Origin of the sequence: Mesorhizobium sp. M0601 (genome assembly GCF_040320845.1) — a bacterium.
Classification (GTDB): domain Bacteria; phylum Pseudomonadota; class Alphaproteobacteria; order Rhizobiales; family Rhizobiaceae; genus Mesorhizobium.
In genome coordinates this window covers 1-19,277 of sequence record NZ_JAMYQK010000023.1, presented here as the reverse complement: position 1 = coordinate 19,277, position 19,277 = coordinate 1, and the positions used below count along the sequence as shown (strand labels likewise).

Here is a 19,277-nt window from a genome sequence, read left to right as displayed (position 1 = left end):
TGCCTGAAGAACAAGGATTGGAGCGACCCATGAATGAGGCAGTTCGAAATCCCGCCAAGCCGACGAATGGCCCGATCATCGAGATCGAGAACCTGTCGATCTCCTTCTTCACCCGCAAGGGCGAGATCCCGGCGGTCATGGATTTTTCCTGCACGGTCATGCCCGGCGAGGCGATGGGTATTGTCGGCGAATCCGGCTGCGGCAAGTCGACCGTGTCGCTCGGCATCATGCGCGACCTCTCCAACATCGGAAAGATCGTCGGCGGAAAGATCAAATTCCAGGGCAAGGACATGGGAGAATTGTCCGACGAGGAACTGCGCGCCATCCGCGGCAACAAGATCGCGATGATCTACCAGGAACCGATGGCCAGCCTGAACCCGGCGATGAAGGTCGGCCAGCAGCTGATGGAAGTGCCACTGATCCACGACAAGGTGTCGAAGGACGAAGCTTACAAACGCGCCTTGGAAATGGTGCGCGCGGTGAAGCTGCCGGATCCCGAGCGCATGATGCGTTCCTACCCGCACCAGCTTTCCGGCGGTCAGCAGCAGCGCATCGTCATTGCCATGGCGCTGCTGTCGAAGCCGGCGCTGCTTCTGCTCGACGAGCCGACGACAGCGCTCGACGTGACGGTGGAGGCCGGCATCGTCGACCTGGTCAAGGGGCTGGGCGAGAAGTTCGGCACCTCGATGATCTTCGTGTCGCACAACCTCGGCCTGATCCTGGAGACCTGCGACCGCATCACGGTGATGTATTCGGGCGAAGCGGTGGAGACCGGCAAGATCAAGGACGTCTTCGACCGGATGCGCCATCCCTACACGCAAGGCCTGTTCCGCTCGATCCCGTTGCCGGGCGCCGACAAGAATTCGCGGCCGCTGATATCCATCCCAGGGCAGTTGCCGCTACCGCACGAGCGGCCGAAGGGCTGCAATTTCGGCCCGCGCTGCCACCATTTCGTCGAGGGCGTCTGCAACGCCGCCGAAATTCCGATGATGGCGGTCGAAGGCCATGACGGGCATTTCTCGCGCTGTGTGCGCTTCAACGAGATCGACTGGGAGGCGCTGCCACCCGGCGCCAAGAAGGTCAACGAGCGGGTGGTGCCCGGTGCGCCGGTGCTCCAGATCGAAGACCTCCGGAAGTACTACAAGGTCGGCGGCAGCGAAGTGTTCGGCTCGAGCGAGGGCCGTGTCGTCAAGGCCAACGAGACGATCTCGTTCATGGCGCGCGAATCCGAGACCGTCGCTATCGTCGGCGAATCCGGCTGCGGAAAATCGACCCTGGCCAAGGTGCTGCTTGGTCTCGAAACGGCAAGCTCCGGCCGCGTCAAGCTCGGCAACAAGGAGATCCAGTCGACCGGGATCGAGAAACGCAGCGTCGACACGGTGTCATCGATCCAGATGGTGTTCCAAAATCCGTTCGACACGCTCAATCCCAGCCATTCGGTCGGTTCGCAGATCATCCGTACGCTGGAAAAGTTCAATGTCGGCGACACGGTGGCCGACCGCCGCAAGCGGATGCTGGAATTGCTCGACCTGGTGAAGCTGCCGAGGGCATTCGAGACGCGTAAGCCGCGCCAGCTTTCAGGCGGCCAGAAACAGCGCATCGGCGTGGCGCGGGCCTTTGCCGGCGACGCCAAGGTGGTGGTGGCCGACGAGCCGGTCTCGGCACTGGATGTGTCGGTCCAGGCGGCGGTCACCGAGCTCTTGATGGACATCCAGCGCAAGAACAAGACGACGATGCTGTTCATCAGCCACGATCTGTCGGTGGTGCGCTACATCGCCGACCGCGTCGTCGTCATGTATCTCGGCTATATCGTTGAGCAAGGCACGACCGACCAGATATTCGCGCCGCCCTATCACCCCTATACCGAGGCATTGCTGTCGGCGATCCCGATCGCCGACACAAGCGTGGTCAAGAAGCACATCGTGCTGGAGGGCGACATCCCTTCGGCGATGAACCCGCCGTCCGGCTGTCCGTTCCAGACGCGCTGCGGCTACAAGAAACTGGTGCCGGACAACCTTTGCGAAACCATGGTGCCGCCAGTCAAAAATCTCGGCGACGGCCATATGAGCTTATGCTGGCTGTCCGACGACGTGCTGGCGAAAATGGAGCCGGTGATCAAATTCGACAAGGAGCACGCCGCAAATGAGGGCGTGCCGGATGATGCAAACCACGGTGTTGGCCCGGGCTTTGCCGGAGATCCGCCCAAGCGCCCGCATGGAAAGACTGGCAGCGTTGAAGCCGATGCCGAGGGCCAGGCAGTGGAGAATGCCGAAGCGGTCGCCAAAGCCCGCCGTCACGAGGTTCGCGACGAGGTTTCAGAGACCGGCACCTCAAGCTCTGCCGACAGCGCGGTGGCACCAATCATGCCGCCGACTGTCGGCGACGGCCGACAGGCCGAGGACGCCACGCGCAAGCCGCGCAAACCCAAGGGCGGCTGAGAGCCGTTAATAGGCTAGGGCGCGCATTGCCGTAGCTGCGCGGCGTAGTCCTGCGCCATCTGTTCGGTGGCATGCGCATAGCGCTGCACGTCGGCGTCGCCGCGACTGCCGCGCTTGTAGGCATTCCAGCCGAGATAGTAGGCGAGATACAGATTGTAGGTGTCGTTGCGGGCGACGCCGAGCGTGTCGGCGGTCCTGGAATGATACCAGCCGACGAAATCGACGGCATCGGCAAACCTGGTGCGGCGCGCCGCCCAGCTGCCGGTCTCGTTCTGGTATTGCGCCCAGGTGCCGTCGAGCGCCTGCGAGAAGCCGGTGGCGCTGGAGATATGTTTCCAGGGAATGAAGCCCAGCAGCTTGGTGCGCGGCGGCCTGGCGTTGCTCTTGAAGCCGGATTCCTTGCGCACCGTCGCCATCAGCACGGGAACCGGCACGCCGTATTTCTGCTCGGTGCGTTGTGCCGCCGCCTGCCAATTGTCGAACCAGCCGTCATTCTGGTCGAAAACGGCGCAGACATCGTTGATGTGGTCCGGCGGCGTCGCGCAGGCCGAAAGCGCCAGCGGCACGGCAATCGCTATAATTTTACTAAAACTCAACCTACGCATTGCAAGAGCATTAGGCCGAAAACATAAAAGGAATCTTGCTGTCTTCCTTAACGGCTCATCGGCGCTTTGCCTGACGCGGAACAAGTATAACCATTCCGACGTTTGTTGTCGCTTTTGCCGATGTGAAATTCCCGGAATGCCGCCTTGGCTAAAATCACGCCCGCAGGTGGCGGATTCTTGACAGCTCGATCCTCGTGCCGGCGCTTTGATGCGCGGCATGAGCGAACCAAGACGCAAGCGCGGCGCCGAGCGAACCAGCAACAGGGGACCGACCGCCATCCCGCAACTGCCGTTGCGCCGCGTCACCAATCCCTATCCGCCAATGGCGATGCTCTCGGCCGACCAGATCGAGGCGATCCACCAGGCGTCGATGCATATCTTGGAGAATTTCGGCATCGAGGTGATGAGCCCGCGGGCGCTGTCGCTGTTCGAGAAGGCCGGGGCCAAGGTCGATCATGCCACGATGAACGTCCGCATCGATCGCGGCATGATCGAGGAAGCGCTGAAGACGACGCAGTCCAGCTATACGCTGACGCCGCGCAATCCCGCCCATGCCGTCCACCTCGGCGGCAATACCATCAACTTCACGCTCGTCGCCGGGCCGCCGAATGTGCACGACATGGAGCGCGGCCGCCGTGCCGGCAATTTGCGCGATTATTCCGATCTCGTCCGGCTGGCGCAGCATTTCAACTGCATCCACATGCTAGGCAACCAGGTCTGCGCGCCGGTAGAATTGCCGGCGAATTCCCGTCATCTCGACACTTATTTCGCCAATCTGACACTGACCGACAAAAGCTTTCACGTCTCGGCCATCGGCCGCGGCAGGGCGCTCGACGGCATCGAAATGATGGCAATCGCGCGCGGACTGACGCTTGACGAGATGCGCCACGATCCCGGCGTCACCACGATCATTTCGGTCAATTCGCCGCGCCGCTTCGACGAGATGATGGCCGAGGGGCTGATGACGATGGCCGAGTTCGGCCAGTCGGTGGCGGTAACGCCATTCACGCTGATGGGAGCGATGAGCCCGGTGACGCTTGCCGGCGCGCTCGCCCAGCAGAATGCCGAGGCGCTGTTCGGCGTGGTGCTGACGCAGCTCGTCCGCCCCGGCGCGCCGGTGATGTATGGCGCCTTCACCTCCAATGTCGATATGAAATCGGGAGCGCCGGCGTTCGGCACGCCTGAAAACACCAAGGCGAATATCGCGTCCGGACAGTTGGCGCGGCGTTACAACCTGCCTTATCGCACAACGCCGGGCTCGGCTTCCAATGCCGCCGACGCGCAAGGCGCCTATGAGACGCTGATGGCGCTGTGGGGCGCGGTGCTCGGCCATGGCAACCTCGTCTACCATGCCGCCGGCTGGCAAGAGGGCGGACTGACAGCGTCGTTCGAAAAGTTCATCATCGACGTCGAGATGATCCAGCACATGATGGAGTTTTTGCGCCCGATCGAGGTCAACGAGGCCGAGCTTGCCGTCGAGGCTCTGGGTGCGGTTCCGACCGGCGGCCACTTCTTCGGCGAGCCGCACACGCTGGAGCGCTACGCCACGGCCTTCTACCAGCCGATGCTGTCCAACTGGCAGAATTTCGAGGCCTGGCAGGAGGCTGGCGGGCTCGATGCCACGGCGCGGGCGACGAGGCTTTGGAAGAAGGCGCTGGAGGACTATGTCGAGCCGGTGATGGAAGTCTCCAGGCGCGAGGCGCTTGAGGCGTACGTGGCCAAGCGCAAGGAAGCGATCGGGGCGGGCGAGCCTTAAGCGCCGCTCGTCTTGTTCGGCTTCATTCTCTTCTCCTCCAGAATCATGAAACCCATCCAACTCTTTGAAACGACGAGAATCCCATGAAATCGCATGCAAAGGTCGTGGTTATCGGCGGTGGCGTTGTCGGGTGCTCCGTGCTGTTCCATCTGGCCCGGCACGGCTGGACAGACATCGTGCTTCTGGAGCGCGATGAATTGACCTCCGGCTCGACCTGGCATGCCGCCGGCGGCATGCACACGATCAATGGCGATCCCAATGTCGCCAAGCTGCAGAAATACACAATCTCGCTCTACAAGGAGATCGAGGAACTGTCCGGCCAGGCGACCGGCGTGCATTTGACTGGCGGCGTCTTGCTGGCAGCGACGGAGGCGCGGCTCGACTGGCTGCGCGGCGTCGTCGCCAAGGGCCGCTATCTCGGCATCGAGCTCGAGGAGATATCGCCTGATGAGGCGGCCGAGCTGATGCCGTTGCTCGATCCCAAGCAGTTCGTCGGTGCCGTGCGCAACAAGGAGGACGGTCATCTCGACCCGTCCGGCGTTACCCACGCCTACGCCAAGGCGGCGAGGAAGCTTGGTGCCGAGGTCGAGCGTTTCACCAAGGTCGAGGACATTGTGCGGCGCGCCGACGGGTTGTGGCGCGTCATCACCAACAAGGGCGAGGTTGTGGCCGAACATGTCGTCAATGCCGGCGGCCTGTGGGCGCGTGAGGTCGGCCGCATGGTCGGGCTGGAGCTGCCGGTGCTGGCGATGGAGCACATGTACCTGATCACCGAGGACATGCCGGAGGTCGCCGCCTGGAACCAGAAGACCGGCACGGAGATCATTCATGCGGTCGACTTCGACGGCGAGCTCTATCTGCGCCAGGAACGCGGCGGCATGCTGATGGGCACTTATGAAAAGGCCAACAAGCCATGGTCCGAATTCCAGACGCCATGGAATTTCGGCCACGAACTGCTGGAGCCCGATATCGACCGCATCGCACCGTCGCTGGAGGTTGGCTTCCGGCATTTCCCGGCGTTCCAGAACACCGGCATCAAGCAGATCATCAACGGACCCTTCACCTTCGCGCCGGACGGCAATCCGCTGGTCGGGCCGGTGCGCAGCCTGCCGGGGTTCTGGGTGGCCTGTGGTGTCATGGCGGGGTTCTCGCAGGGCGGCGGCGTCGGCCTGGCGCTGTCGAACTGGATGATCGAGGGCGATCCCGGCGCCGACATCTGGGCGATGGATGTGTCACGCTACGGTGACTGGGCCACGATGGCCTATACCAACGCCAAGGTGCGCGAGAATTATTCGCGGCGGTTTTCGATCCGCTTCCCGAACGAGGAACTGCCGGCTGGGCGACCGCTCAAGACGACGCCGGTCTATGGTCTGTTGTCGGCCGAGGGCGCGCAATGGGGCGTCGCCTATGGGCTGGAAGTGCCGCTGTGGTATGCGCCCGAAGGGGTCAAGGACGAATTCTCCTGGCGCCGCTCGAGCGACTTCGAGCATGTCGCGAAAGAAGTGGAGACGGTTCGGCAACGCGTTGGTCTGTCGGAAATCTCGTCATTCGCCAAATACAGAGTGACCGGTGAGGGCGCAGCAACCTGGCTCGACAGTATGCTCGCGTGCAAATTGCCAAGGCCCGGCCGCATGACGCTGGCGCCGATGCTGAAGGAAGACGGCAGGTTGATCGGCGATTTCACGCTGGCCAATCTCGGCGGTCCAAATTCTGCAAGCAAGGATTGGTTCCTGGCCGGCAGCGGTGTCGCCGAGCAGTACCACATGCGCTGGTTCGAAGCGCATCTGCCGAAGGACGGCTCTGTTAACATCGAGGCGCTGGGAGCAAAACTCACCGGCCTGTCGATCGCCGGGCCGAGCGCGCGGAACCTTCTTGAAAAGGTCACACGATCTGACGTGTCGAATACGGCCTTTCCGTTCATGGCCATCAGCAGGATGGATATCGGCATGGCACCGTGCCTGGTCGGGCGCGTCAGCTACACCGGCGACCTCGGCTACGAAATCTGGGTGGCGCCGGAATATCAGCGTGCCGCCTATCAGGCGCTGATGGCGGCGGGCGAGGAATTCGGCATCGGCCTGTTCGGCTCGCGCGCGCTCAATGCGCTGCGGCTCGAGAAGAATTACGGCTCATGGGCGCGCGAATACCGGCCGATCTATGGGCCGCTGGAGGCCGGCCTCGACCGCTTCGTCGCCTATGGCAAAGAGGCCGATTTCATCGGCAAGCAGGCAGCGCTGGCGGAGCGCAAGCAAGGCGGCAGACTGCGGTTGCGGGCCTTTGTCGTCGATGCTGCCGATGCCGACGTCATCGGCGACGAGCCAATCTGGTATGGCGGTGCCGTGCGCGGCTGGGTCACGTCGGGTGGCTACGCGCATCATTCAAAAAAGTCCGTCGCCATCGGTTACGTGCCGAAAGAGATCGCCGATGAGGCCAACGGTTTCGAGATCGAGCTATTGGGCAAGCGTTACGCCGCACGTATGCAGCAGACACCGCTGTTTGACGCCAATTTCGAGCGGATGCGCGGTTGAGGAACCGAGTGGCATGGCGAAGTCGCCGTGCCGGTGGCACGATGAAAGGGGGAGGACGATTTCGCGATAGTGAAAATTCTTTCGCGCGGTGACCTTTGGTTTTATTGTCGAGCTGCGGCGGAAGGCTGGGCAATTGCTTCGGAGGTCCACCATGCCCGATGTGTATGCGCAGATCACAACCGCTGATCCGGCTGTTGTCGCGGTTCTTATCAACGCGATGGAGTTGCGGGCCGCAGACCCGCGCCAGAAGGCAATCCGCCACTCGTTTTTCTCCTCGATCGATTTTCCGGAAAGGGCACGCGTCCTCGAAGGCGGCTGCGGCTCGGGACCGATCAGTCGCGAGCTTGCGCGCTGGCCGGGGGTGAACGAGGTTGTTGGGCTCGATCCGTCGCCGATATTTCTGGCGAAGGCGCGCGAGCTTGCCGCGGATATCCCCAACCTGAACTTCGTCGAAGGGGATGCCAGGTCGCTGCCGCACGAGGACAACTCGTTCGATGTGGTCATCTTCCATACCTGCCTGACCCATGTGCCCGGTCCCGAAAAGGCCCTGACGGAATCGTTGCGCGTGCTTCGCCCAGGCGGCTGCCTGGCGATCTTCGACGGCGATTACGCGACGACGACGGTCGCCATCGGCGATCATGATCCGCTGCAGGATTGCGTGGATGCCGCAATGGCGGCGCTGGTGAATGACCGCTGGCTGACGCGCCGGCTGCCGCTGCTGGCGAAATCGGCGGGCTTTGTCGTCGAAAAATTCGACAGCTACGGCTACGCCCAAATTGCCGCGCCCGACTACATGCTGACTCTGGTCGATCGCGGCGCCGATGTTCTGGCCGGCTGGAAGCGACTCGACAAGGCGCTTGGCGACGGGCTGAAGCACGAGGCGCGCCGGCGTGTCGAAGCCGGAGAGTTCTTCGGGTTCATCGCCTTCGCGGGCCTGATTGCGCGCAAGTCGGGCTGAGCGCGCGCTGATCCGCCCGGCTACGATGTTTTGCGGTTGTCCAGTGCCAGGGCGCCGGGGCCGGCGAATACCAGATAGAAGAAGATGAAGCAGAAGGAGATCGCGGCATCGCCGCCATTGTTGACCGGGAAGAAGCTCTGCGGCATGTGCGCCATGAAATAGGCGATCGCCATCTCGCCGCTGAGAAGGAATGCCACCGGCCTGGTGAAAAGCCCCAATACCAGCAGGATGCCGCCTCCGAATTCCAGGATGGCCGCGGTCAGCGATAGCCCGCTCATGGTGCCGGCATGGTCGCCGACGGGGAAATTGAACAGTTTCTGGGTGCCGTGCTCAATGAACTGCAGCGCCGTCATGATGCGCAAGGCGGCAAGGGCGAACGGTTGATATCCGGCGAGGCCTTCGAAAAGCTTCATCTACGACTCCATTTTTCACCTAGCCCGGCCATAGGTCATCGCCAAAGGCCGGACCATTCACATAGTCCGGCCTGCATTCAACTGTCGGTGAGTGAGTCGTGAGGCGTGCTGCAGCCTTGGGGCCGCACGATGGCGGCCCCGCAATTGGCGCGGCCTGTTACCGCGTCGGTGCCATTAGCGCGAAATGGGCGCGTTGCGGATCCGTGCACTGTACGATCCAGCTGCCGCCGGGGACCTCCATCGGACCCATCAGGATCTTGCCGCCATTGTCGGTGACGCGCTTGGCTGCCGCGTCGATGCCGGGCACGTTGAAATAGAACTGCCAGACCGGCGTCGGGATCTGCTCGGGCTTGTTCATCATGCCGCCAACGGGCTCGCCGCCGAAGGCGAAAAGCTGGTAGACGCCCATCGGACCCATATCCATGGCGTCGCCCTTCTCCCAGCCGAACTGGCTGGAATAGAAATCGAACGCCGCCTTCCAGTCTGACGTGTAGAGCTCATGCCAGCCGATGTTGCCGGGGGTCGCCAACGGTAGCGGCGGCTGGTCGGGGCCGCTGGGCTGCAGGAAGTTGAACATCGCGCCTTGCGGGTCTGCAACGACGGCGAAGCGGCCGACGCCAGGAATGTCGTCGGGCTCGCGGTGAACCGCGCCACCAGCCTTCTTGAGGGAGGCCGTTGCGGCATCGATGTCCCTGGTGAGGATATAACCGACCCAGGCCGGCGGCATGCCCATCTTGCGCGCGTCATCGGGCAGCGTCATCATCCCGCCGACGCCGCGCTCGCCGACATTCATGACGATATAGCGCGGCATGCCCTGGGCCCCTTCGAAAGGCTGCCCCCTCCAGCCCACCACTGAGGTGTAAAACGCCTCGGCGGCGTCGAGATCGGTGGTCATCAGCTCGTACCAGAAGAAGGGCATGGGGGACTGTGGCATTGTCGTGCTCCTTGCGGTTTGTACATCGATCATGCGCGATCCATTCTAGGACGATCTTCACGACGAAAATCCGACAGCCAACCAAAAAAGATGACGGCAAATTGGAAATGTTACCGGGTTGCGCGCCCTGCGGTTTTCGACTTTGCTCGCAGTCAACGAGGGGTTGTTGATCCATGCGCCGGATGTCGCTCACTTCCGAACTTGTCGCGCTGTGCCATCGGGAGGAGGCCGATCCCGGCGCCGATGGCAGCTGGACGCAGCTGACGGACGAAGACTTCAGGGCCCTTTGCCTTCGGTGATCAAAACCAACGCTAAGCTTACCAGGCTGACCACTCAGTCCAGCAACGGCAGTGCCGCTATGGCCAAGCTTCCCTGTCGGCGGCTTTTGTACCATGAGTATACTTGTCATGTTTAGTCGTGGCTTTTCAGCAGTTGCACAGAAAATTGACCAATTGATAAAAAAATAAAACGTGCTAGCCTTCTCCAAAACAAGAACATGGGGAACTGACGATGCCAGAAGGCCAGTTCAAGCAAGGCATTGCCGGCGGGCGGCTTTCGCCGGGACAATATGCCGATAATTTTGCCGACCTGCACCCGCCGCTCGATCATCACGAGGCGCTGGTCGAGTCCGACCGCTGCTATTTCTGCTATGATGCGCCGTGCATGAATGCGTGTCCGACCTCGATCGACATCCCGCTGTTCATCCGCCAGATTTCGACGGGCAATCCGATCGGTTCGGCCAAGACGATTTTCGATCAGAACATTTTGGGCGGCATGTGCGCCCGCGTCTGCCCGACCGAGACGCTATGCGAAGAAGTCTGCGTGCGGGAGGTGGCCGAAGGCAAGCCAGTGCAGATTGGTCGCCTTCAGCGCTACGCCACCGATGTCGCCATGGCCGAAAACAAGCAGTTCTACAACCGCTCCGAACCGACCGGCAAAACGGTCGCCGTGGTCGGCGCCGGACCGGCCGGGCTTGCGGCCGCGCATCGGCTTGCCCGCCACGGCCACGACGTGACCATCCTGGAAGCCCGCCCGAAGCCCGGCGGGCTCAATGAGTACGGTATCGCCGCCTATAAGAGCGTCGACAATTTTGCCCAGGCCGAAGTCGACTATGTCACGTCGATCGGCGGCATCGACATCCAGAACGGCAAGGCGCTCGGCCGTGATTACCAGCTGTCGGACCTGACCAGGAATTACGATGCGGTGTTCCTCGGCATGGGGCTTGCCGGCGTCAATGCCTTGCGAGCGGATGGCGAGGAGGCGCAAGGCGTCACCAATGCCGTCGAGTTCATTGCCGAGCTTCGTCAGGCCAGTGATCTGGCCAGCCTGCCGGTCGGCCGGCGTGTTGTCGTCATCGGCGGCGGCATGACGGCGATCGACGCGGCGGTGCAATCGAAGCTGCTCGGAGCCGAAGAGGTGACGATCTGCTATCGGCGCGGCCCGGAGCACATGAATGCCTCCGAATTCGAGCAGGATCTGGCTGCCGCCAACGGCGTCATCATCCGGCACTGGTTGCAGCCGAAGCGGGTCATTGCCGATGCCGGCAAGGTGTCGGCGATCGAGCTCGAATACACCGCGATGGACGGCGACAGGCTCGTCGGCACCGGCGAGCGGCTGACGCTCGTCGCCGATCAGGTGTTCAAGGCGATCGGCCAGAGCTTTGTCCCAGCTGCGCTCAACGGCAGCGGTGCGGAGGTCGCGCTGGAAGCCGGCCGCATCAAGGTCGACGCGGAAGGGCGCACCTCGCTGGCCAATGTCTGGGCTGGCGGCGACTGCATTTTCGGCGGCGACGACCTGACTGTTTCAGCCGTCGCGCAAGGCCGCGATGCGGCGGAGAGCATTCATCGGGCACTGACCTCGAACGGGAGGGCATGAGCATGGCAGACATCCGCAACAATTTCGTCGGCATCAAGTCGCCGAACCCGTTCTGGCTGGCTTCGGCGCCGCCGACCGACAAGGCCTATAATGTCATTCGCGCCTTCAAGGCGGGCTGGGGCGGCGTGGTATGGAAGACGCTCGGCGAAGAGGGCCCGCCGGTGGTCAACGTCAACGGTCCGCGCTACGGCGCGATCTGGGGCGCCGACCGTCGTCTGCTCGGCCTCAACAACATCGAGCTGATCACCGACCGCGACCTGCAGGTCAATCTGCGCGAGATCAAGCAGGTCAAGATGGACTGGCCCGACCGGGCGATCGTCGTCTCGCTGATGGTGCCTTGCGAGGAGCATGCCTGGAAGGCGATCCTGCCGGTAGTCGAGGAGACCGGCGCTGACGGCATCGAACTCAATTTCGGCTGCCCGCATGGCATGTCGGAACGCGGCATGGGTGCGGCGGTCGGCCAGGTGCCGGAATACATCGAAATGGTGGTGCGCTGGTGCAAGGCCAACACCCGCATGCCTGTCATCACCAAGCTGACGCCCAACATCACCGACATACGCAAGCCGGCACGAGCTGCCCTTGCCGGCGGCACCGACGCGGTGTCGCTGATCAACACCATCAATTCGATCACCGGCGTCAATCTCGACAATTTCGCACCGGAGCCGACGATTGACGGCAAGGGTTCGCATGGCGGCTATTGCGGCCCGGCGGTGAAGCCGATCGCCATGAACATGGTGGCCGAGATCGCGCGCGACCCGGAAACGAAGGGCCTGCCGATCTCCGGTATCGGCGGCATCACCACCTGGCGCGACGCCGCCGAGTTCATGGCGCTTGGCGCCGGCAATGTGCAGGTGTGCACGGCGGCGATGACCTATGGCTTCAAGATCGTGCAGGAGATGATCGCCGGCCTGGAAAACTGGATGGACGAGAAGGGCCATGCCTCGCTCGACGACATCATTGGCCGCGCCACTCCCAACGTCACCGACTGGCAGTATCTCAACCTCAACTACGTCGCAAAGGCGCATATCGACCAGGAGGCCTGCATCAAATGCGGCCGCTGCCACATCGCCTGCGAGGACACTTCGCACCAGGCCATCACCAGCATGGTCGACGGCGTCAGGCATTTCGAGGTGATCGAGGCCGAATGCGTCGGCTGCAATCTCTGCGTCAATGTCTGCCCGGTCGAGAACTGCATCACCATGGAGCCACTGGCGGTTGGCGCGATCGATGAGCGCACTGGTAGGCCAGTGTCGCCGATCTATGCCAACTGGACGACGCATCCCAACAATCCGATGGCCAAGGTGGCGGCGGAATAGCATTGCGAAAAAAGCGGCGTCCATGGGCGCCGCTTTTTGACTTTCCTATTGCGGATAAAAGATATCCAAGATAATCTATATCCATGAACAGGAGAGCGAAATGAAGCTGGGCGAAGGCGTCGAAGCAGCCATCCACTGCGCCGCGATGCTCGCCGGCGTTGATGGCGCCGCGACCTTGCCAGGTGCTGCCATGGCCGAAGCGTTCGGGCTGTCGCCGAGCTATCTGCTTAAGCATCTCAACGCGCTGACTGCGTCCGGCATTCTGGAATCAGTGCCGGGGCCGTCCGGCGGCTACCGGCTGGCGCGGCCGGCGGAACGCATAACGCTGCTCGACATCGTGCTGGCCGTCGAGGGGCGTGAACCGGCGTTCCGCTGCGCCGAAATCCGCCAGCGCGGCCCAGCGAAGCTCGATGCCTCGGTCTATGTCAAACCCTGCGGCATCAACGTAGCCATGCTGAAGGCCGAGCGCGCCTATCGCGCCGCGCTCGCCGACGCCTGGCTGTCCGACATCGTTGCAGAATACACGGCCGATGCCGATCCCCGTTCGGTCGCCGCGAACTGCGCCTTCGTCGAGCGCCATCGGCGGCCGCAGAAATCAAGTTCAACCAAGCAAGCATGAAAGGCTACAGACGATGAAACAGAGGCTGCAATTTTTCGGCGCGGCGCCGGAGATCATGAAGGCGGTGTCAGCGCTCAACAAGGCAGTCGACGAATGCGGGCTCGAAAAAAGCCTGTTGCATCTGATCAAGCTCAGGGCGTCGCAGATCAACGGCTGCTCGTATTGCGTCGAGATGCATAGCCGCGAAGCGCGCCGCGACGGCGAAAGCGAGCAGCGGCTCTATCTCGTCTCCGCCTGGAAGGAATCGCCGCTGTTTTCAGAGCGCGAACGCGCGGCCTTGGCCTGGACCGACGCGCTGACCAGGATTGCCGACAACGGTGTGTCGGACGAACTCTATGCAAGGACGCTCGAATATTTCTCGGAAGAGGAGCTGGTCAAGCTCTCGGTTGCGCTCGGCATGATCAACACCTGGAACCGGCTTTGCGTTCCGTTTCATGCAATCCATCCGATGCCAGCAGTCTTGGCCGCCTGAGCATGGACCAGGCGCGCGGCCTTCCGCCGCGCGCCTCTTTTCTGCCCAAGGACCCGACAGCATGTTTTCAAACTTTGATAGTGAGGTCCTATTCGCCGCCCGCCTGCTGCTTGGCGGCGCCTTTGTCTTTGCCGGCCTGCGCAACATTGAGAACGCGGCGTTGGTGAGCCAATTGATGACGACGCGCGGCGTGCCGCAGGCACGGCTGGTTCTTTGGCTGGGGATCGTCCTGCAGATCATTGCCGGAGCACTGGTGATCGCGGGCATCTGGACCGCTCCGGCGGCGGCATGCCTGATCCTGTTCCTGATCGTCGCCACGCCGATGTTCCATAACTTCTAGGACCATCAGGGCCCGGAGCGCGCGTCCCGCATCAATGGCTTTGCCGGCAACGTCGCGCTGGCCGGAGGATTTCTGGCGCTGATCGCGCAGTCGCTTTGACAGCTACTGACGCCTCTTGGAGGCGGCCGCTCACGCCGCATACCGCAAGCCGCCGTCACAGGTCAGGACCTGGCCGGTGACGAAGCTGTTCGAAACCAGGAACGCAATTGCCTCGGCGACGTCCTCGGCGCGGCCGATACGGCCGACCGGCGTCTTGCCGGCATAGTCGGCAAACACCGCATGGCGCTGTTCATCGGGTAAAAAGTCCCACCAGGGCGTGTCGATGACGCCTGGCGCCACGACATTGACGCGCAACGGCTTGAGCTCCATCGCCAGGATCGGCACCACGGTCAGCAGCATGCCGTTGACGGCGGCGATGCCGGCGACGCCCGGCGCCGACAATTGTGCCGACACCGCCGAGATGAAAGTCACCGAGCCGCTCTTGTTCAGCGTCGGCAAAGCGGCCTGCAGGCAGGAGAGCTGTGGCCGGACCTTCTCGTCGACGCCGCCGCCGATGTCGGTCAGGTCAAGTGTTTCGAACGGACCGAGCCCCTTGCCGCCGCTGGCGGCCAGCACCAGGTGATCGAAAGGGCCGAGATCGTTGAAGAACCGGCGAACCTCGTCCGGCTTCGCGGCATCGAAAGCAGCTTTTTCGACCGCGCCGCCAAGGCTTTGCCATGCATTGTCGAGCCTTTCCCGGTTGCGCCCGGTGATCGTCACCTTCATGCCCGGGCCAAGCAGCTTTTTCGCGGTGGCGAGGCCGATGCCGGAGGAGCCGCCGACGATCACGGCGTGCTGCGTTTTCTCGGTCATGAATTTTCTTTCTTCGATGTTGCGGAAACGGGTGCGAGCGCGACAACGCCGAGACTCAATTCGCGCAACTGCTGCCTCGCCTTCACGTCATAGGCTTGCGCGTCGGCACGGGATTCCCTTTGGCCGTCGAAATAGAGGCCGCTTCGCCCTTCCAGCGTGGGCGATGTGGCGAGGTTGATGATGGCTTCGGCGCCGGTTTCGACCGAGCTCCAGGGTGTGACGCCCGCCTGCCGCACCATCGTGGTGTTCATGTAGCTTGCCGGATGCAGGCTGTTGACGGTCACATTGGTGCCGTGCAGCTGCTCCGCCAGGTCGATGGTGAACATGATCTGCGCCAGCTTGCTCTGGCAGTAGGCACGGACGCTGTCGTAGGAGCGGGTCAGCATGACGTCGTCGAAGTCGATCGCCTGCTGGCCGGCCGAGGCGACGTTCACGATGCGCGCCGGCGCGCTGGCCTTGAGCAGCGGCAGCAGCTCCATGGTGAGCAGGAAGCCGGCGAGATAATTGACGGCAAAGCGCAACTCGTAGCCGTCGGCGCTAACCTGTCGTTTGGAGTTGGGGCCGGCTGTGCCGACGCCGGCATTGTTGATAAGGATATCGAGCCGCTTGGTCCTTGCGCGCACCGCTTCGGCGAGGCGGCGGACTTCCGCCAGGGAGGAGAGGTCGGCGACCAGCAGCTCGGCCTTGCCGCCGGCGGCTTCGATTTCGGCCACGGTCGCCTTGCCCCTAGTCGCGTCGCGGCCATGCACCAGGATACGAGCGCCGCCGGCGCCGAGGCTTTGCGCGACGACGCGGCCGACGCCGTCGGTCGATCCTGTAATCAGGATTGTCTTGTCTTTCAGTTCCATGTTCAGAGCCTCCGTGTCATCGCTCTGAACGGAAAGATGGGGCACCGGCCACTTGCCAAACAGTTCAAACTTTATCCTGGTATCGATACTGCTATAATAGCACCGATGGATTCACCGACACACTCCGCCGAAGACAGCCGCCGCCGCGAGCTTGGCGCCTTTCTGCGCTCGCGACGGGAAAGGCTGACGCCTTCGGCCACGGGCATCTCGACCGGCCTGCGCCGGCGCACACCCGGGCTGCGGCGCGAGGAGGTGGCGATGATCGCCGGCGTCGGCACGACCTGGTACACCTGGCTGGAGCAAGGGCGCGACGTGCGGCCGTCCGTCGAGGTGCTGACGGCGCTCAGTCAGGCGTTGCGCCTGGACACGGCCGAGCAACGGCATCTGTTCATTCTTGCCGGCCGCCCGCAGCCGGAGCGTCGCGTCGACGCGCCGGAAAAGGTCGATAGCCCGTTGCTGCACATGCTGCAGAGCCTGGTCCTGCAGCCGGCCTATGTCCTTGGGCGGCGTTGGGACGTGCTGGCCTGGAACTCTGCCGCGGCAGCCGTGTTTGGCGACTATGGCCTGCTGGAGGGCGATGCCCGCAACATCGTCCATATGGTTTTCACCAGCCCGCAGCATCGGCGCCTGCTCGTTGATTGGGAGGAACTGGCACGTGCCGTGCTGGCGTCATTCCGGGCAGAAAGCGCCAGATATGTCGGCGATCCGGATTTCGAGCGGCTGATCGCGCTGATGACGCGCTCGAGCCCGGAGTTTCGCGCCTGGTGGCCGCTACGCGACGTGGCCCGTAACCTATCGGGTGTAAAGCATGTCAGCCATCCGATAGCGGGTGCCATGGCGTTCGAGCATATGAGCCTGTCGATCGACGACGACATGAAACTGATCGTCTACACGCCGCTCGCCGAGCAGAACTCGATCGCCAAGCTGCAGAAGCTGCTCGATGCGCGGCCGGCCGAGCGGCGCAGCGCGTGAACCCAGCTTCGTCATCCTGGGGTCTGCGCTGCGTCGCTCCGCTCCTTGCTGCGCCCCAGGATGACGAAGCAATGGGGGAGGTTTGCGACAGCCGAGCTGCCTCAGCCCTTCGGCTTCAGCCCGTCGATGAACAGCTGCTCGAGAAACCTTGCGGCGTCCTCGAAGCGGCCGTCGCCGCCGCGGTCGGGGCCGAGCACGGCGCGCACCTGGACGTCGAAATCGGCATAATGCTGCGTTGTCGCCCAGATCGAAAAGATCAGGTGCCAGGGGTCGGTGCGGGCAATCTTGCCGGCGCGCATCCAGCCCTTGATGACATTGGCTTTCTCGTCGACCAGCGTCTTCAACTCGCCTTCCAGCATCGGCATGATGCGCGGCGCGCCCTGCAGGATCTCGTTGGCGAACAGGCGGCTCTCGCGCGGGAAGTCGCGCGCCATTTCGAGCTTGCGCCTGATGTAGCTGCGCAATTCGGTCAAGGGATCGCCAATGTCGTCGAGCTCGCGCAGCGGCGCCAGCCAGGTGTCGAGAAGCCGCTGCATCAGCGTCTCGTGGATGTCCTCCTTGCGGCGGAAATAATAGAGCAGGTTCGGCTTCGACATGCCGGCGGCTTCGGCGATCTGGTCGATGGTCGAGCCGCGAAAACCGTTGGTGGAGAAGACTTCTAGCGCCGCCTCCAGGATGAGCTCGCGCTTTTCCAGCTGAATGCGGGTGCGGCGAGGAGGGGAGCTTTCGACCGCCCCCGTCACCCCGCAAAACCTTCGCCGTGAGGAGTGTCTGGACCAATTCTCTGGACCAGTTTTTCCTCGCCCTGTGGAGCGCACTTCGAAAGCCGCATTTCCGCTAGTAATCCCTTGACCGCTGATAAGGCGGTGCTAACGTTTGTCCAACCGGTCAAAAATTTGCGTAGCACGAAAACGTCGCGAAGACCAAGCGTTGGAAAGACCAAGCGTTAGCCGCACCGAAACAGGTTACAAGGGGAAGTCTTGGTCATGTCCAACCGGCTGAAAGTCACGCCGAACGATCTCAGCGCATTCTGGATGCCGTTCACGGCAAACCGGCAGTTCAAGCAGGCGCCGCGCATGATGGTGTCGGCCAAGGACATGCATTACACGACCAGCGACGGGCGCAAGGTTCTCGACGGCACCGCCGGCCTGTGGTGCGTCAATGCCGGCCACTGCCGCCCGAAGATCACCGAGGCGATCCAGAGCCAGGCGGCCGAGCTCGACTATGCGCCGGCGTTCCAGATGGGCCATCCGATCGTGTTCGAGCTGGCGAACCGGCTGGTCGACATCGCGCCGAAGGGCATGGACCATGTGTTCTTCACGAATTCCGGCTCGGAATCGGTCGAGACCGCGCTGAAGATGGCGATCGCCTATCACCGCGCCAAAGGCGAGGGCTCGCGCACCCGTCTGATCGGCCGCGAACGCGGCTATCACGGCGTCAATTTCGGCGGCATCTCCGTCGGCGGCATTGTCACCAACCGCAAGATGTTCGGCACGCTGCTCGGCGGCGTCGATCACATGCCCCACACGCATCTGCCGGAAAAGAACTCTTTCACCAAGGGCGTGCCGGAGCATGGCGCGGAACTGGCGAACGAGCTGGAGCGCATCGTCGCCTTGCACGACGCCTCGACCATCGCCGCCGTCATCGTCGAGCCGGTTGCCGGTTCCACCGGCGTCATCCTGCCGCCGAAGGGCTATTTGCAGAAGCTTCGCGAGATCTGCACCAAGCACGGCATCTTGCTGATCTTCGACGAAGTCATCACCGGTTTCGGCCGTCTCGGTACGCCGTTTGCCGCCGACTATTTCGGCGTCACGCCGGATATCATGACCACGGCGAAGGGCGTCTCCAACGGCGTCATCCCGATGGGCGCGGTGTTCGTGAAGAAGGAAATCCACGACGCCTTCATGACCGGCCCCGAGCACATGATCGAGTTCTTCCACGGCTACACCTATTCGGGCAATCCGATCGCCTGCGCGGCAGCGCTGGGCACGCTCGACACCTACAAGGAAGAAGGGCTGCTGACGCGCGGCGAGGAACTGGCGCCGTACTGGGAGGACGCGCTGCACTCGCTGAAGGGCGAGCCGAACGTCATCGATATCAGAAACATCGGCCTGATCGGCGCGATCGAGCTGGCGCCGATCGCCGGCCAGCCAACGAAGCGGGCCTTCTCGGCTTTCGTCAAGGCGTTCGAGCGCGGTGCATTGATCCGCACCACCGGCGACATCATCGCGCTGTCGCCACCGCTGATCATCACCAAGGGCCAGATCAACGAATTGATCGACCACGTGCGCGAAGTGCTGAGGGCGGTGGATTGAGGAACGCGCTGCAGCTTTCCCTCCCCCTTGAGGGGAGGG

General features: G+C 62.9%; 16 protein-coding genes and 2 pseudogenes. 12 read left to right on the top strand and 6 right to left on the bottom strand.

Annotated elements, in window-relative coordinates; genetic code table 11:
- Positions 1-29: 29 nt before the first annotated feature.
- Entirely contained in the window at positions 30-2,438 is a 2,409-nt protein-coding gene (locus tag NKI41_RS20120; protein WP_352684730.1) for a dipeptide ABC transporter ATP-binding protein, read from the top strand.
- Between the two features lie 14 nt (positions 2,439-2,452).
- On the opposite strand, the gene NKI41_RS20115 is transcribed toward NKI41_RS20120, so the two are convergent.
- Entirely contained in the window at positions 2,453-3,043 is a 591-nt protein-coding gene (locus tag NKI41_RS20115) for a transglycosylase SLT domain-containing protein (protein WP_352684727.1), read from the bottom strand.
- 217 nt (positions 3,044-3,260) lie between these two features.
- Here NKI41_RS20115 and NKI41_RS20110 point away from each other — a divergent pair, with 217 nt between their 5' ends.
- From NKI41_RS20110 to NKI41_RS20100, 3 genes are all read left to right on the top strand, one after another.
- Positions 3,261-4,799 carry a trimethylamine methyltransferase family protein gene (locus tag NKI41_RS20110; protein ID WP_352684725.1) on the top strand — a complete coding sequence of 513 codons (1,539 nt, stop codon included), beginning with the start codon at positions 3,261-3,263 and terminating at the stop codon, positions 4,797-4,799.
- A gap of 83 nt (positions 4,800-4,882) precedes the next feature.
- Positions 4,883-7,324 carry a GcvT family protein gene (locus NKI41_RS20105; protein WP_352684723.1) on the top strand — a complete coding sequence of 814 codons (2,442 nt, stop codon included), beginning with the start codon at positions 4,883-4,885 and terminating at the stop codon, positions 7,322-7,324.
- Between the two features lie 151 nt (positions 7,325-7,475).
- Positions 7,476-8,282 carry a class I SAM-dependent methyltransferase gene (locus NKI41_RS20100; RefSeq protein ID WP_352684722.1) on the top strand — a complete coding sequence of 269 codons (807 nt, stop codon included), beginning with the start codon at positions 7,476-7,478 and terminating at the stop codon, positions 8,280-8,282.
- Positions 8,283-8,302: 20 nt separating this feature from the next.
- Here NKI41_RS20100 and NKI41_RS20095 read toward each other — a convergent pair whose 3' ends face one another.
- Positions 8,303-8,695: a DoxX family protein gene (locus tag NKI41_RS20095; protein WP_352684720.1), complete on the bottom strand. Its 393-nt coding sequence runs from the start codon at positions 8,693-8,695 to the stop codon at positions 8,303-8,305.
- A 157-nt stretch (positions 8,696-8,852) separates the two neighbouring features.
- Positions 8,853-9,629 carry a VOC family protein gene (locus NKI41_RS20090; RefSeq protein WP_352684719.1) on the bottom strand — a complete coding sequence of 259 codons (777 nt, stop codon included), beginning with the start codon at positions 9,627-9,629 and terminating at the stop codon, positions 8,853-8,855.
- Between the two features lie 173 nt (positions 9,630-9,802).
- Here NKI41_RS20090 and NKI41_RS20085 point away from each other — a divergent pair.
- The 6 genes and pseudogenes from NKI41_RS20085 to NKI41_RS20060 form a co-directional block, all read left to right on the top strand.
- Positions 9,803-9,925 (top strand): annotated as a pseudogene (locus NKI41_RS20085) (gamma-glutamylcyclotransferase); the annotation flags it as partial.
- 214 nt (positions 9,926-10,139) lie between these two features.
- Positions 10,140-11,504: an NAD(P)-dependent oxidoreductase gene (locus NKI41_RS20080; protein WP_352473535.1), complete on the top strand. Its 1,365-nt coding sequence runs from the start codon at positions 10,140-10,142 to the stop codon at positions 11,502-11,504.
- Between the two features lie 2 nt (positions 11,505-11,506).
- A complete protein-coding gene (gene preA / locus NKI41_RS20075; RefSeq protein ID WP_352542429.1) occupies positions 11,507-12,820 on the top strand; it encodes an NAD-dependent dihydropyrimidine dehydrogenase subunit PreA in 1,314 nt (437 codons plus the stop codon).
- 100 nt (positions 12,821-12,920) lie between these two features.
- The gene (locus tag NKI41_RS20070; RefSeq protein ID WP_352684717.1) at positions 12,921-13,439 is read left to right on the top strand and encodes an RrF2 family transcriptional regulator; all 519 of its coding nucleotides are present in this window, start codon (positions 12,921-12,923) and stop codon (positions 13,437-13,439) included.
- A 13-nt stretch (positions 13,440-13,452) separates the two neighbouring features.
- Entirely contained in the window at positions 13,453-13,911 is a 459-nt protein-coding gene (locus NKI41_RS20065) for a carboxymuconolactone decarboxylase family protein (protein ID WP_352505556.1), read from the top strand.
- Between the two features lie 61 nt (positions 13,912-13,972).
- A pseudogene (locus NKI41_RS20060) lies at positions 13,973-14,350 on the top strand (DoxX family protein).
- A gap of 30 nt (positions 14,351-14,380) precedes the next feature.
- Here NKI41_RS20060 and NKI41_RS20055 read toward each other — a convergent pair.
- Together NKI41_RS20055 and NKI41_RS20050 are read right to left on the bottom strand one after the other, a co-directional pair.
- On the bottom strand, positions 14,381-15,103 hold the full coding sequence (locus tag NKI41_RS20055) for an SDR family oxidoreductase (protein WP_352684715.1): 723 nt from the start codon (positions 15,101-15,103) through the stop codon (positions 14,381-14,383).
- Positions 15,100-15,951 carry an SDR family NAD(P)-dependent oxidoreductase gene (locus NKI41_RS20050; protein WP_352684713.1) on the bottom strand — a complete coding sequence of 284 codons (852 nt, stop codon included), beginning with the start codon at positions 15,949-15,951 and terminating at the stop codon, positions 15,100-15,102. The genes NKI41_RS20055 and NKI41_RS20050 overlap by 4 nt, the downstream gene beginning before the upstream one ends.
- A gap of 105 nt (positions 15,952-16,056) precedes the next feature.
- On the opposite strand from NKI41_RS20050, the gene NKI41_RS20045 reads away from it, so the two are divergent.
- Complete coding sequence (locus NKI41_RS20045; RefSeq protein WP_352684711.1) at positions 16,057-16,923, top strand: helix-turn-helix transcriptional regulator; 867 nt, start codon at positions 16,057-16,059, stop codon at positions 16,921-16,923.
- 101 nt (positions 16,924-17,024) lie between these two features.
- On the opposite strand, the gene NKI41_RS20040 is transcribed toward NKI41_RS20045, so the two are convergent.
- Positions 17,025-17,666, bottom strand: coding sequence for a TetR family transcriptional regulator C-terminal domain-containing protein (locus NKI41_RS20040; RefSeq protein ID WP_023675865.1), 642 nt, complete (start codon positions 17,664-17,666; stop codon positions 17,025-17,027).
- 243 nt (positions 17,667-17,909) lie between these two features.
- Here NKI41_RS20040 and aptA point away from each other — a divergent pair, with 243 nt between their 5' ends.
- Positions 17,910-19,238: an omega-aminotransferase AptA gene (gene aptA / locus NKI41_RS20035; protein WP_352471500.1), complete on the top strand. Its 1,329-nt coding sequence runs from the start codon at positions 17,910-17,912 to the stop codon at positions 19,236-19,238.
- The last annotated feature ends 39 nt before the right edge of the window (positions 19,239-19,277 follow it).

What these genes read in the sequence shown, in the direction of transcription:
- aptA (WP_352471500.1), top strand. Translation starts at nt 17,910, where the DNA reads ATGTCCAACCGGCTGAAAGTCACGCCGAACGATCTCAGCGCATTCTGG.
- NKI41_RS20115 (WP_352684727.1), bottom strand. Translation starts at nt 3,043, where the DNA reads ATGCGTAGGTTGAGTTTTAGTAAAATTATAGCGATTGCCGTGCCGCTG.
- NKI41_RS20065 (WP_352505556.1), top strand. Translation starts at nt 13,453, where the DNA reads ATGAAACAGAGGCTGCAATTTTTCGGCGCGGCGCCGGAGATCATGAAG.
- NKI41_RS20070 (WP_352684717.1), top strand. Translation starts at nt 12,921, where the DNA reads ATGAAGCTGGGCGAAGGCGTCGAAGCAGCCATCCACTGCGCCGCGATG.
- NKI41_RS20045 (WP_352684711.1), top strand. Translation starts at nt 16,057, where the DNA reads ATGGATTCACCGACACACTCCGCCGAAGACAGCCGCCGCCGCGAGCTT.
- NKI41_RS20055 (WP_352684715.1), bottom strand. Translation starts at nt 15,103, where the DNA reads ATGACCGAGAAAACGCAGCACGCCGTGATCGTCGGCGGCTCCTCCGGC.
- NKI41_RS20090 (WP_352684719.1), bottom strand. Translation starts at nt 9,629, where the DNA reads ATGCCACAGTCCCCCATGCCCTTCTTCTGGTACGAGCTGATGACCACC.
- NKI41_RS20110 (WP_352684725.1), top strand. Translation starts at nt 3,261, where the DNA reads ATGAGCGAACCAAGACGCAAGCGCGGCGCCGAGCGAACCAGCAACAGG.
- NKI41_RS20095 (WP_352684720.1), bottom strand. Translation starts at nt 8,695, where the DNA reads ATGAAGCTTTTCGAAGGCCTCGCCGGATATCAACCGTTCGCCCTTGCC.
- NKI41_RS20100 (WP_352684722.1), top strand. Translation starts at nt 7,476, where the DNA reads ATGCCCGATGTGTATGCGCAGATCACAACCGCTGATCCGGCTGTTGTC.
- preA (WP_352542429.1), top strand. Translation starts at nt 11,507, where the DNA reads ATGGCAGACATCCGCAACAATTTCGTCGGCATCAAGTCGCCGAACCCG.
- NKI41_RS20050 (WP_352684713.1), bottom strand. Translation starts at nt 15,951, where the DNA reads ATGGAACTGAAAGACAAGACAATCCTGATTACAGGATCGACCGACGGC.
- NKI41_RS20080 (WP_352473535.1), top strand. Translation starts at nt 10,140, where the DNA reads ATGCCAGAAGGCCAGTTCAAGCAAGGCATTGCCGGCGGGCGGCTTTCG.
- NKI41_RS20120 (WP_352684730.1), top strand. Translation starts at nt 30, where the DNA reads ATGAATGAGGCAGTTCGAAATCCCGCCAAGCCGACGAATGGCCCGATC.
- NKI41_RS20105 (WP_352684723.1), top strand. Translation starts at nt 4,883, where the DNA reads ATGAAATCGCATGCAAAGGTCGTGGTTATCGGCGGTGGCGTTGTCGGG.